Genomic DNA, 13,088 nt, shown 5'->3' with positions numbered 1-13,088 from the left:
GAAGGTCACAGCTCTCATGCTGCCCCCGCCACCGGCCAGCGCCGGGCAGGTCTTAACTACGTGCCCGGTTCTACCCCCTGAGGGTGTAGATTCGGGCTCAGACCTAAGAGAGGGACCGGTGGATGAGCAGAACAGGTGGTGCTTCACGTTCGATCCCAGGGTGGGCAGCGGATCTGATTGCGGTTCTCTCTCGGGATCGTCCGGCAGTCGTCACGCGACAGGATCTCGCCGGCCGCCTTGAGGAACTTGGAGTCGGTCGGGACCTAGAAAGGACCGCCCGCGACCTTCAGCAGCTTGGCTGGTTCGCGAGCTTGCATCTCAAAGGCGTGTGGGCGTTCGTGCCGGCGGGGGAGGCCAACGTCACCGACCCATACATCGATCTACGGGCTTGGAAGGCGCGCGAACCCGATGCCGCGTTCGCTCTCGCAGGAGAGGCGGCGGCTTGGCACCTTGGCTACCTCCCCCGCAACTTCGGCGGGACGATCGCGGTCTGGCTGCCGCCGAACGAGCGCGTTCCGCACGGACTGCGGAGCTACGTCTCGCTCGTACGGCTCAGCTGGGCGGGCGAAAAAACCAGCGAGTTCGTGCCCAACTCTCGTCTCCTTCGTCGCAAGGGGCTGGACCTGACCAACTGGGCCGCTGGGCTCCCGGCCTTCGGTCCTGAAGCGCTGGTGGTCCAGTTGGGTGCCAGGCCCGCGTCGTTTCGGGTCTGGGCCGACCTGGTTCCCCAACTCGATGTCTTGGCATCGGACTGTGACACCGACAAGATCGAGCGCCTGCTCGGCGGTCAGTCAGCCTCCGCATGGCAACGTGCCGCGTACCTTCTGCACCGCGGAGGCAGAAGCGACGACGCTGTTGATCTACTCGACCGGCGTCCAAGCAGGTCGATGCCGGTAGCGTCCTTTGGCGACGGCGCTACCGCAGCATGGTCATCACGATTCAGCGTCAATGATCACCTGATCGCACCGTTGCAAGATCAACTGGGGAAGGCGTGATGGCCGCTGGCACGCTGACCGAAGCGCTAGTTCGACTACATGGAGCGGGCCGCGCCGACACCTACGGTGCGGCGCTACTCGACGTCGCGCAGGATCATCTGCTGTGGTTACTGGCCGAGCTCGGTCACTTCGATGACGGCACCTTGGTGTTCAAGGGCGGAACTGCGCTCCGGAAGTGCCGACTTGGCAGTGGGGGACGATTCTCCACGGATCTCGACTTCGTCGCCCCTGATGACGACACCGTTCTGGAGGTGTGCGAGTCCATCGATGGTGCGAGCGTCGCCGGGTTTCAGTATTCGCTCCAGTCCACTCGCGGCGACGGGCGGCACTGGACCATGCAGGTCCGACATCCTCAGCTCGGCCAGCCCGATGTCGCCACATCGGTGGAGTTCGCGCGGCGGCCCCTGATTCTGCGGCCCGAGCGCATCGGCTTCGTTCATCTGTCTATACACCGGGTGTACGAGATCGCCCTACCGGAGCTTCCCGTGATAGCCGAGGCGGAGGCGTGCGCGGAGAAGCTCGCTCGCTACCGGCGCGTAGCGCTTGGCCGCGACGTCTATGACCTCGCTCAATTCGCTTCCGGAGCGATGGACGAAGCTCTCGTGCGACGGCTGTGGGTACTCAAGGTGTGGGGTGACGTTGTCGACGATGGCCGCGGCGACAAACCGGCCGACCCAGCGGACATTCTCGAACCCAGATCCGAAGGCGACTTCGCTCCCGACTCGATCGGCAAGCTGACCCAACCGGTGGACCTCAGACGCTGGGAGAGAGTCGTCCGAGAACGATTCGAGTTCCTCGTAGCCCTCGACGAAGATGAACGTCGCTGGGCCGCCTGCGACCCTTGCCATCGCCACGAGATCGAGGCTGCCATCAGCGCCAGCTGATTCGCGTAGATGCCAGGCTCCGACTGGTTTCGGTCGCCGACTCGTCAGGCGCAAGCGACTGAGCGCTCTGACCGACGCCAACAGCCCCGGCTGTGTCCGCCCAGGAGCAATGCTGCTTGCTGGCAACCGCCAAGCGACGGCTGTTGTGCGGGTGTCCGCCATCGATGATGACGGTCAGGGTCATTTCAGCATCCTCCCGGGGTCCGTGGCGAAGAACCGCCACCTGCTGAAGCGCATCGTCGCTTAAGGGCCAGCACGAAGGCCGCGCGTCGACAAGGACGCGAGCGGAGGGCAACGAGGCTGTGGTGCAGCGCTGGGATGGTGACCATCGGGCTCATAACCCGAAGGTCGCAGGTTCAAATCCTGCCCCCGCCACCATCGAAGATGCAGGTCAGGCCCCACTTCTCGGAGTGGGGCTTTCTGTTTCCCCGTCGATTTGTGCGCGTGTTCGGGGCACGGTCAAGCCGGAACTCGCGTGGGTCGGTATCGCATGGCTACCGCTCCAGACCGGAACTCTTGGTGCTCCACAAGTTGAAGTTGGACGCGCTCACGTAGACCGGCGAGCAACGTCGGCCCGTGTCCGGCAAGGACTGGCTGAACCACGAACTCGTACTCATCGATGAGCCCCAGGTCTGCCAACGCCAAGGGGAGCGTCACGCCGCCCACCCACAGGCCCTGGCCTGACTCCTGCTTGAGCAGTTGTACCGCTTGCCCCAGGTCGCCTCGCAGTAGCTCGGCATTCCAGTCGACCGAGCTCAGCGTGCTCGACACGACGTACTTCTTCTTCCCGTCGATGGTTTCGGCGAACGGGGTCTCCCATTCATCCAGTCAGGCCAGGTGCGCGTGGCCGGCTGTCGCCACGCCGACTCCATCATCTGGTAGGTCACCCGGCCGAACAGCAGGGCGTCGGCCCGTCTGATGGCTGTGGTCCAGTAACGCATCGACTCTTCGTCCGGCGGTAGCCCTGCCTCGTGATGGCAGCAGCCGTCGAGCGTGACGTTGATCGAGTATCGCAGTGGTCTCATTCGTTACCTCTCCCCTGATGTGCGCCATGGCGCGGTCACCGGATCGCACGTAGACGACTGACGGCGCCAATTCTCATCGGTACCCTGCACGCACTGCTCAGATTCTTGTTGGGCGGCCAGGGTCTGGGCTCTCAACCTGGCTTAGCGTCTCGATGCTGGTGAGCAGAGGGTCGTCGATCTCGCTCGCACTTGGCTCGTGAGACTCCACCGATCGGCCATCGACGTCCAGGCTGAAGTGGTGCCGCACCCAGGCGGATCGTCGACGCGCAGATCGAAGCACGGGTAGCGCAAACAACGCCTGCGACAGGCTTCCGAAGCGATCGAACAGCGCGGCGTTGATGGCGAATGAGAAGGCGAGGGCTCGTCCGAAGATGAAGAGCCAGCTGAGGGTGACCACCGCTACGCCCATGCCGCCATAGAGCTGTGAGGCTTCGGAGAGCCGACCCGGAAGGTAAAATTGAGAGAAGGCCTGCATGCCGTGTACCACGAGACTCGCAAAAATCGCTCCGGGCACCATGGCGGCGGGGTCGAGGGTCCGGCGTGGGAGAGCGGCCATGAGGACAACGAACACGACCACGTACAGTGCTGCGCTCAGGCTGACCGACATCCCGGCAGCTGCGATGCCGAATTGGCTGCGGATCCGATTCATCACCAATCCCATGAGCATCAAGCTGGTGATCAGGCCGATGCTGATCGCCATGACTTTCGCCTTGGCCGTGACCTTTCCGCCGGTGAGCCAGACGAGGCTGCTCGACGCGACGAGCGCGTTGGCAAGTGTCCGACCGGCCATGAGCATCAGGAACAAGCCGGTGGCCAGGGTCAGATATGCCGCCTTTGACGACTGGCTCAGCGCAGCGCGCACCTGGGTGGCGAGCGCGCCGCTGATGCTGGCGGTGCTGGTCACGGTCTCGGAATCGATGTGGCCGGACAACGCACCCAGAAGGCCGACGAAGAACACGACGGTGGGCACGAAGAAGAGAAAGAGCCGAAAGGCGATGGCGCTGCCGAGGACGGAACCCGCAGCGACACGGTCACGTTCGTAGATGACGAATACCGCATCGACGAGCGAGGACCGTTCGCGGAGTCTGCTCGCCCATCTGTTGGCAACGGCGATTTGGGTCTTGGCGGTCGCCTGCAGGGCTGCGATGCGGCTGCCGCTTTGTTCACTCTGATCTTGGGGAGCGGCAGACACTGGCTGAGTTCTAGCCGGGTTCGTTCGAAGCCGTGACGAGGATGGTTCCGTCCGCGTGGAAGAAGGCAAGCGGCGAAGGAGTGACTTGCACCGTATGTGCCGCCTCAGGCGCGGCGGCCTCCTGCTCCATCACGCCGGCAGGGCGGGTGCGAGCGCCGCAACCAGGTGCAGGTTGTGGTTGGAACGTCGTTGGGGGCGGGGCAGGCGCATCGTGCTTCCTCTGGCTGGTCGAAGATTCGGAGATGCTCATGGCAACGTACTCATGGTTTTGTGCTGGCGCCTTCAACTGAAAGCCCAACCCACACCGGGGTCGATCCGGCCATTTCAAACCAACTGACACGGTCTGAAACCAAGTCGAACTGAAGCCGCCAGGAGCCCGGACCGGGATTTGGAATCAGAGCGGTACCCTCGATGGTGTCACCGGGCATCACGCCGTTGGGTCCGAGGTCGATCCGGTGATGGTCCAGGTCATGCAGCGTCCGGTCAAGGTCGTAGAGGTGGACGCCGAGCTGCACCGGGCCGACCGGCGCCGACGACGGGAGCCATCGGCCGGACCCGGTGTTTGTCAGGGTGTACGACACGCGCAATGGCTCGTTGTCTGGGAGCGATTTCGTTGTCGGGCTCACCTTGATTGTCGCCTTCAGCGAGTCGACCGATCGACTATCGGCCATCTCGTCGCCGTGTTTGTGGAGCATGAATATTCGGCGCCGCTTCAGAAACTCGCGGTTGGAATAGAGGTGCCGATATCCGGGTGCTCGCCCGGCCAGCAGCCGTTCGTAGTCGTCGATGCTGAGGTGGAACGGTGTGGTCGAGAACACCGCCAATTGTGGTGGCTTGAAGCCGGCCTGAGCCGCCCATCGCTCAATGCTGCGCATGAGGATGTCGTTCTCGATGACGGTGTAGTTCTTCATCTCGTACTGGGACTTGGGGTCGATGGAGTGATTCGCCCCGGGTTCGGCAAACGCCGCCCGTCCGCCAGGTCGAAGCACCCGTCCAAGCTCGGAGATGACCTCCTGCGGGTTGATGGTGTGGTGCAGGGCGCCGAAGCAGATGACTCTGTCAATGTCGGCATCGGGGAGGTCGAAGGTCGCCCCATCGAAGAGAAGAAACTCGGGCGTTGGTTTGTCGCCCAGAACGCGATATTGGTCGTAGAGCTCACGAGCGAGCTCGAGCGCTGTCGGTGAGACGTCGCAGACCACCACCTCACATCCCAGCTGTGTCAGCATCCGCGACATCCAGCCGCTACCTGCGCCGAAGTCGAGCACCCTCATGCCGGGGGAAAGGTTGAGTCCTGCGAGGAGTTGGCCAAGGACCATCATCGTGTCGGTGGCATCGGCCACGTTCCAGAACGGTTTGGCCAGCCAGTGGTCCTTGGCCTCCATGTTGTTCAGGTAATACGCGTCTGCCGTGTCGGCCAGCTCCTCGACTGAGAGCTCGCGGGCGAGTCGCTTGGCATCCACCGCGCCGGCAGGTCGCGGGGCCTGCGCATCGATCGACCTGACGCGTTCAGGGACCACCGCCCGAATGGTCCGTAGCCGGTCGGTCGATCCTGCCGGCAGGTGCTTGACGATGAAGTGTTTGGCCGACTCGCCGAGCTGATGAAGGCTTGGTTTTCTCATGAGATCTCAGTCTGGCACGCGGGTTACGGCCTTCGAACAGGAGCCACGGGTGAGGCCGAAGCATGGCTGGCACGACCACCGCTGCGGTGGTGCGCAGCGTCGGTTTCCAGACGCTCAACGGGCGAGCGTATGGGTGGACTCGTCCGGTTGGGTTGATCACGGCGTACTCGTCGGACATGTAGCCGGCCCCCTGGGCCAGGAGGGTACGCACCAGGGTGGTTTTGCCGGACATTGATCGGCCGGGAATCACGATCGCCTGGCCGTGCCGCGGCACCACTCCCGCATGAACAAAAACAACGAGGACGGCTGCACCCCGATACCTGACCGCCAAACGCACGGTGCAGGTTGCCGAGGCAGCCCGACCGGCACGGCGGGGGCCTCTCTTGGCCTTCGGTCAAGCGGCTACCCGTCAGACGAAGTCGGAGAGCTTCGGGAAGCTGCTGGCCTGTTCAACCTGGAGTGCGAGTTCCAACAGCAGTCGTTCCTGCCCGACCCGGGCGGCGAAATGGACCCCGACCGGCAAGGTGAGGTCGGCGTCGAGCCCCACAGGAAGGTGGATGCCGGGTGCACCGACGACGTTGTGGAGCGGGGTATAGGCGGCCCACCGCATCAGGCGGTCCATGTGGGTCTGGTAGTCGAGGTCCTTGCCGAGGTGGGCCAGGGTTGGTGCCGGGTCTGACACGGTTGGGGAGAGCACCACGTCACATGCTCCAAATTGCTGGTGGTAGAGCTCCGGCGCCGCCTTGAGCCGCCGGATCGCGCCAGGAATCAGATGGATGTTTCGGCGGGCGTGGCCTGCGAGTCCCCGGGTGAACGACGTGAGTTTTGACGAGTCGAAGGCCGGGTTGATCAGCTTCTTTCCCCCAATGGCGAGGGCTCCGGCGAGGAAGGCCCAGTACAGCACGAAGTCGTCACCAAACGCCTGGGTGGTCGCCTCGTCTGACTCGTCGATGTAGGTCACGTGGTGGCCAAGATGCTCCAGCAGCGAGGCGGTCTCGTTGACCGCAGCGGTCACCGACGGTGAGGGGGTTCGGTTGACCGGGCTGGTGGTTAACACGCCGATGCGCAGGGGCCGGTCGAGTGGGCGGTCGACGAGGCCGACCGGCGTCAGGGCAGGCTGGGGGAAGTGCTGTTCCGCGGCCGCCAGAAATGCACACTGATCGGCAACGCTGCGGGAGAGCACGCCGTAGGCGGAGATCTTCACGGGCAGCGGAGCGACATCGTTCTCGTGGGGAAGTCGGCCCCGACTCGGCTTGAGGCCGACCAGCCCGCATGCGGCGGCAGGAATACGGATCGAGCCGCCACCGTCGCCTCCGTGCGCCAGGGGTAGCACTCCGGCGGCGACCAAGGCGGCAGCCCCGCTTGAGGAGCCGCCGGCGATGTGGTCACGGTTCCACGGGTTGTGAGTCGGTGGCCCGTGGTGGAAATCCGACGACGAGGTGAGGCCGAACTCCGGCAAGGTGGTGGTGCCGAGGCTGATGGTGCCCACCGCTTCGAAGATTTCGGTGATCGGCGACGATGTGGCGGAGGGTTCTGCGTCGGCGAGTGTTTGGGAGCCGAATCCAAGGGGCAGCCCGGCCACCGCTGTTTGGTCTTTGATGGCGGTGGGCAAACCGCCGAACCGGCCCTCGACGGGACCACCCGCCCGCCGGCGGGCGCGGTCGAAGTCGGTCGTAGCGAAGGCTGCGATCAGCGGCTCCGCCCGCTCGGCGCGCTCGATGGCCGCGTCGACCGCTTCTGCAGCGGAGATCTCGCCTGACGCAATCAGGTCGGCAACCCCAACGGCGTCGTGATCGCCGAGGGCGTCATCTGTACCCATCCAAACGGGGCCGGTGTCCGGCTTGTCTGCGGGGTTGTCAGGCATGGTCTCTTCCAGGGCTCGGTTCGTGGTCGCCACGGCGCATCAGCTCGGACTCGAGTTCGTCGATGCGGTCGATCAGTTCCGCTACGACTGCGATCGCCGAGTAGCTCAACCCGAGCCCCGAGCGAAGTCGACGAATACGGCCCACCGCCGCAACCTGGCGTCGTTCAAACCAGAGCCGGCCCTCGTCGTCGCTGACGGTCTCGAGGAGTCCGAGAACGATGAAACGTTCGACCAGCTCGGGATGGAGGTCACACACCCGGGAGAACACCTCGAACTCGATGCGTTCGGCCGGCTCGATCTCGGATGCCATCAGCCGCTCCTCGGGTCGAAGTCACTGACCCGGATATTGCAGCCCGGTTCTTGAACGGCGTGTAGGCCACTGGTTTGGGTGGGTGCTGCCTCTGGTGTGAGGTTGAATGGTGTTTGTCTGGTTTTGGGGCGCGGTGAGGCAGAAGGTTGTGGTGTGGTCGGGTTGTCCGGGCTGAGTCTGGGTGTGTGGGTGCCTGGCCGGGTCAGGCGAACGCGGGCAGGGCCCGGATGCGTGTGAGGGCTTCGATGAACGCGTCGGCCCAGGCGTGGGATCGTGGGAGCCGCAACTCGAGGCCGCCGGCGTGGTTGACAACTCGTGCTGCGACATTGAAGAACGCGAGGCGGAGCCGTTTCCCACGGCACCGTTTGAACGTCGGGGGCAGCCCGAGGTGACGGACCCAGCGGGCGGTGTTGTGAGCAAGCACAGAGGCGTGCCACCACAACCAGTTCCCGAAGAAGTTCTTCACCGGCGCGTGGATCAGCCCAAAGTCTTCCTTGAGTTGCCGGATGGTGTCCTCGGGGATCCCGCCACGAAGCCGATGGTGGGCCTCGACCTCTGCTGGGGGTGCGAACAGGGCGGGAAGGTTCGTGACAATCGCATGGAACCTCCAACCGTCAAGATCATCAAAGGACAACTGGTCACCGGCGCTGGTGCGTTGACGGCGCACGATCATCCGCAACATGCGCCGGGTCTTGCCTTGCCCCATCACGAAAGGTGTTTCTGCGACCTCGGAACCCCGCTTGGCCTCGCCGGCCAACGCTGGCACCCATTGCGTGTCAGGGTTGGTGGCCAACGCCCGGACTTTCGCTTTCACGTTGGACCGTTGTGGCGCGGTCACGGAGAACACCCCACCCAGCGCCTCGACGGTGTCGAACACGGCGTGTTGGTAGCCGGCGGAATCGACACGGACCCACAGGTTCGTTGTTTCCCGGACCGGGCCGGGGATCGCCGACACACACTCTCGAATGAACCCGGCGTTGTCCCGGCCCGGATGGGCATTCCCAGACCGGGCACGGATCGCGAGCACGTCACCGGTCTCACCACACACCCCGATCAGCGGTGACAAGCCAACCTCGCCCCGGTAGGAGAACTTCGAACCTTCCTTGTCCGGCCCGTAGGTGTCGACCAGCGTGGCATCGGGATCAACCGTGACCATCCCACCAGAAGGTCCCGCACCCGACGCCCACGCCCGAGCCAACATCGTCCGGTTCACCGCCGCGGCTTTCTGGACCCGACCAAAATCGGCTCCGCCACAAAACCGGAACATCGTCGCGTGTGAGGGCAACACGTGAGCGCCCCGCAACTGTTGGGTCGGCCCATCCAACAGGGACCGGTCCGACAAGAAATCGCCTCCGGCCAACAGGATCTCGACCAACGCCCGATAGCACTCCCCGCCGGTGTAGCCGCCAGGCCCGATCGGCCGCAACCGGCGCCCATCGGCGACACCGACCAGGTTCAGGTTGTCCAACATCGGTCCCCACAACGCCACCCCGCCCACCCCGGTCACCTTGTCATCGCTCACCTTGACCTTCACCGAAGCACTCCGGCGGCGGGGCTGTCCGATCAGTTCCCCGGCATCAAACAACGCGCCTGTAGCATTCACCTGGCAGGTGCTCCTCTCGCTAGTCGAATAGAGCTGTTCGTACTCTCCATTCTTCCAGCCAGCAGGGGCACCTGCCGCGTCAAACCACCAACAACCCGCTACCCGGCTGCAATATCCGGGACTGAGCTCCGCCAGCTCTTCGTACAGGCGCCGGTCGTCTGGGGACGACTGTTCGGGCACGACGATCTGAACGCGGGCATAGAGGTCGCCGGCGGTCGCCGGCCCGGGGAGCCCCTGGCCGCGAATGCGCAGCCGCTTACCGGTCGACGTTCCCGGAGACACCTTGATCTTGGTCGTGCCACCCGGACCCCCGACGGGCACCGTGGCACCCAGCACCGCTTCCCATGGTGCCAGCGGAAGGTCGGTCTCGATGTCCCGGCCATCCAGCCGGAACCTGGGATCGGGCTCGATGGTGACGTGAAGGAACAGGTCACCCGGCGGGGCACCCTCGGACCCACGGGCGCCTTGTCCCGGCAGGCGGATCGTCTGGCCGTCGGTCACCCCGGCGGGGATCTTCACCTGGATGGTCCGTTCCCCGGTGGGCCCGGCCATCGTGAGCGACCGACGCCCGCCGTGGAATGCATCCTCGAGGCTCAAGGTGATGCCCGCCCGCTGGTCAGCACCCGGGATCGGACCCCACCCGCGAGCGGTTCTCCCTTGTTCGCGAAGGAGGTCCTCGAAGAAGTCCTGGAACGCGGCGTCGTCGACGTTTTGCTGCTGGCCCGGCGAAGGCCGGCCGCCCTGGTCGCGCATGCGCTGGGCGTTGGCCCATTCCTCTGGATCGACATCGTCGGGTACATGGCGGAAGTCGGCACCGAACGCGTCGTACCTTGCGCGCAACCCGGGGTCTGAGAGCACCTCGTTGGCCTGGCCGATTTCCTTGAACCGCGCTTCGGCCGATGGATCCTTGTTGATGTCGGGGTGATGCGTTCGGGCCAGTTTGCGATAGGCACGCTTGATCTCGTCGCTCGTCGCAGTGCGATCGACTCCGAGCACCTCGTAGTAGTCGGTGGAGTCGCTCATGATCTGGTCCCTGCGCGGTGATGCTTGGCGTTCCGCCCTTGGCGTGGTGGCGGTCGGCCAAGTCTAGGTCGAGCCGTTTGAGCTCAGGTTGCGTGCCCACCGCGACCACCCATGGATCACGCCGTCTTTCCAGCCAAGGGCAGTCTATAAAGACATTGCAATATATGATGAGTCTGGTAAAGTGTAAGCGCTTTCGTTCCGCGGTCGGCAATCTAAATCTATTGGAATACGTGCTTTTTGTCGATGGCTCGTTGGAGGCCTCATGCCTGGCTGGTACATTCATATGGAAGCCGCGAAAAAGACGGCCGACCAACTCCGCAACGGCGATGTCCCCATCGACTTCCCGATCGGTAAGGACGGGGCCATCGATCTCGGAGAGATCGCCTACAAGTGGCGCAACTACCTGGCCGCGGGCGCGCTAGGTCCCGACATCTTCTTCTTGCTGCCCGACTTCTCCGGCGACAAGGGAAACGTGCTCCGCACGATCATCGACTGGATTCGAGATGTCTGGGAAGTGCTCGACGAGGAGTTTCTGAAGCGCTGGAACGAGTGGGCAGCCCCAGTGATCAGCGGTGTGGGCAACGTGATCAACCAGATCAGCGGTGGTGTTGCAAGAGAGATCGGAACGATGCTGCAGGAGCTCGCCGAGCTGATCAAGGATGCGATTCTCGGACTACTCACCAAGCTCTACGACTGGTTCGGCCTGCTCACCAGTGGCGTTCCGAAAGGCTGGGGGGATTCGGGCTTTTACTGGTCTGACATGTTCCATTACCGAAAGACGTTTGAGTTTGCCCGCAAGCTGTACGAGAACGCGACCACCGAACAACATAAAGCCTTCGCCCTCGGCTGGATGAGTCACTGTGCAACCGATGTCACCGGGCACTCGTTCGTGAATGCCAAATGTGGTGGCCCGTTCCGCCTGCATTGGCAGCGTCACCACCTGGTCGAGAACCACATGGACGCTCGGGTCTACGACGCGCAGCACGGCGGGACCGAGCCTTACGGGGAAATGGACACCGCTGCCCTGCACTTCCGACTTGCGTTCCGAAACGGACAGCAGGCCCCCTACCTGGGCGCTTCAGATGCGCCTGCGTACGACTATTTCACCGGCCTGCCGGGTTATCCGACGGATGACTCAGCGGCCGCAGATCACGAACGCGAGGAGCTGTGGGACCTCGACACCCTCGACCTTCCTGCCGACCTGTGTCGTCTCATCATCGACACGATGGCCGACGTCTACGGCGACGACGGCCCGAGGCTGCTCACGCAGGGCTCGGCAAGCTTCCATGACGGATCGAGTGGCCGCCCCAGCGTGGACGCCATTCAGGACACTTGGTGGACGCTGTACAAGTACGTCAAGTACACCAGCACTTCGGGATACTCACCCCGCCGACCGACGGCGCCCCCTGTCTTCAACGATCACAGTCCTCCGTCGCCTCCAGGGTTCGGCGGACATGACGATCCGGCACGTGGAGGTGACGACGACGACGACTTCGATCTGCTCGACATGCTCTTGGCGGTGTTGAGCTGGCCTTTGTATCTGGCAGAGCTTGGGGTTTGGTTTGGCACCCTGCCTGTCGCCGTGATCAATGATCTCGCCACGTATCCCGTCCGTGAAGTTCTGTACGAAAACGTCGTGGTCCCGATGTGGAGCGCGATGCTTGCCGCTCGACAACCACTCGTGATGACGGGCTTCCTCATGCCGAAGCACGAGGAGATTTCCGAAGGCCTCGTCCGCCTGGGTATCTCGACGGCTGCGGGTCCGAACCTGGCAGCGATGCTGAAGAGCCCGACCGGCGTGCCACCCTTCCCAGTCCCGGACGAGCCGTCGGGCCGCCAAGCGGGCTCCCCACGGGACGCAGATGCCGCCTACCCCCGCTCGATTATCCGTGACGATCCGTCCACATTTCAACAGGTGTTCGGGGCGATCGTCGGTGATTCCTGGGCTGACGGCAAGGCTCCCTCGGAGTTCTTGCGACCTTGGCGGTACCCACACCGGCACAACGACGGAACCGTCAACGGCTGGGAGCCATCGCTGACCCATGCCGGTCCGTGGCAGCAATGGCAGGACGCGACGGCGCTTTTCGGAAACGACCCCGGCCACACCGAAGCCCGCAGGCTTTTCGACGCTGCAAAGACTCCGCACGCCACCGAGGAAGCATGCGATTTCCACCTCGGCAAGGGCGAGCACCTCGGCGACCCGGTCGATTATGGCCTCCACGTGATCGGCCGGATGACGTCGGGCGACCAGCATCCCGACTACAACCTCGATGCCGACCGGGGGTACGGGTATCACTGTTGGGATTGGAACCGTATGACGGGCACCACCACACCGGACGGATCTGAGTTTGATGGCACGTTCAAGTTCGGTAAGCCGTGCACCCCACCCGAGGGCTACCAGGGGAACACCGACGCTCGGGTCTACGACGCGCACACCCATCTGGCGATCCACTATCTCGAAGGCGTTGACCCCGGTTGCAACCCACACGAGGGCGACTTGAGCGGCACCGAGGTGACCCCGGATGACATCGTCGCTGCCGGGGGTCTCGACCCGGCCGGACGGAAGGAATGAC

General features: G+C 64.0%; 8 protein-coding genes, 1 tRNA gene and 1 pseudogene. 4 read left to right on the top strand and 6 right to left on the bottom strand.

Annotated features, from left to right (window positions below; genetic code table 11):
- Nucleotides 1-311 precede the first annotated feature (311 nt).
- The 3 genes from MPARV_RS0105985 to MPARV_RS0105970 all read left to right on the top strand — a co-directional run bounded on the left by MPARV_RS0105985 (nucleotide 312) and on the right by MPARV_RS0105970 (nucleotide 2,257).
- On the top strand, nucleotides 312-995 hold the full coding sequence (locus MPARV_RS0105985; RefSeq protein ID WP_202948810.1) for a type IV toxin-antitoxin system AbiEi family antitoxin: 684 nt from the start codon (nucleotides 312-314) through the stop codon (nucleotides 993-995).
- The gene (locus MPARV_RS0105980; protein WP_020377605.1) at nucleotides 995-1,879 is read left to right on the top strand and encodes a nucleotidyl transferase AbiEii/AbiGii toxin family protein; all 885 of its coding nucleotides are present in this window, start codon (nucleotides 995-997) and stop codon (nucleotides 1,877-1,879) included. Before MPARV_RS0105985 ends, MPARV_RS0105980 begins: the two co-directional genes overlap by 1 nt.
- 298 nt (nucleotides 1,880-2,177) lie before the next feature.
- A tRNA-Met gene (locus tag MPARV_RS0105970) sits at nucleotides 2,178-2,257 on the top strand.
- Nucleotides 2,258-2,338: 81 nt separating this feature from the next.
- Here MPARV_RS0105970 and MPARV_RS26005 read toward each other — a convergent pair.
- The 6 genes and pseudogenes from MPARV_RS26005 to MPARV_RS25300 form a co-directional block, all read right to left on the bottom strand.
- A pseudogene (locus MPARV_RS26005) lies at nucleotides 2,339-2,904 on the bottom strand (dihydrofolate reductase family protein).
- A 97-nt stretch (nucleotides 2,905-3,001) separates the two neighbouring features.
- Nucleotides 3,002-4,096 carry a YhjD/YihY/BrkB family envelope integrity protein gene (locus MPARV_RS0105960; protein ID WP_020377602.1) on the bottom strand — a complete coding sequence of 365 codons (1,095 nt, stop codon included), beginning with the start codon at nucleotides 4,094-4,096 and terminating at the stop codon, nucleotides 3,002-3,004.
- Between the two features lie 260 nt (nucleotides 4,097-4,356).
- Entirely contained in the window at nucleotides 4,357-5,715 is a 1,359-nt protein-coding gene (locus MPARV_RS0105955; RefSeq protein WP_012224100.1) for a class I SAM-dependent methyltransferase, read from the bottom strand.
- Nucleotides 5,716-6,124: 409 nt separating this feature from the next.
- Nucleotides 6,125-7,579 (bottom strand): amidase, encoded by a 1,455-nt coding sequence (locus MPARV_RS0105945; RefSeq protein WP_157789473.1) that lies wholly within the window; start codon nucleotides 7,577-7,579, stop codon nucleotides 6,125-6,127.
- Nucleotides 7,572-7,889: a chaperone modulator CbpM gene (locus MPARV_RS0105940; protein ID WP_020377599.1), complete on the bottom strand. Its 318-nt coding sequence runs from the start codon at nucleotides 7,887-7,889 to the stop codon at nucleotides 7,572-7,574. Before MPARV_RS0105940 ends, MPARV_RS0105945 begins: the two co-directional genes overlap by 8 nt.
- A 202-nt stretch (nucleotides 7,890-8,091) precedes the next feature.
- Nucleotides 8,092-10,515: an IS1380 family transposase gene (locus MPARV_RS25300; protein ID WP_020377598.1), complete on the bottom strand. Its 2,424-nt coding sequence runs from the start codon at nucleotides 10,513-10,515 to the stop codon at nucleotides 8,092-8,094.
- Between the two features lie 262 nt (nucleotides 10,516-10,777).
- Between MPARV_RS25300 and MPARV_RS0105925 the strand changes: the two genes are divergently transcribed.
- Entirely contained in the window at nucleotides 10,778-13,087 is a 2,310-nt protein-coding gene (locus tag MPARV_RS0105925; RefSeq protein ID WP_051011892.1) for a zinc dependent phospholipase C family protein, read from the top strand.
- Nucleotide 13,088: the final 1 nt, after the last annotated feature.

The sequence above is a fragment of the Candidatus Microthrix parvicella Bio17-1 genome, from assembly GCF_000299415.1.
GTDB classification, from domain to species: Bacteria; Actinomycetota; Acidimicrobiia; order Acidimicrobiales; family Microtrichaceae; genus Microthrix; species Microthrix parvicella.
The sequence above is the reverse complement of the archived record's forward strand: the minus strand, read 5'-3'. Positions and strand labels throughout refer to the sequence as shown.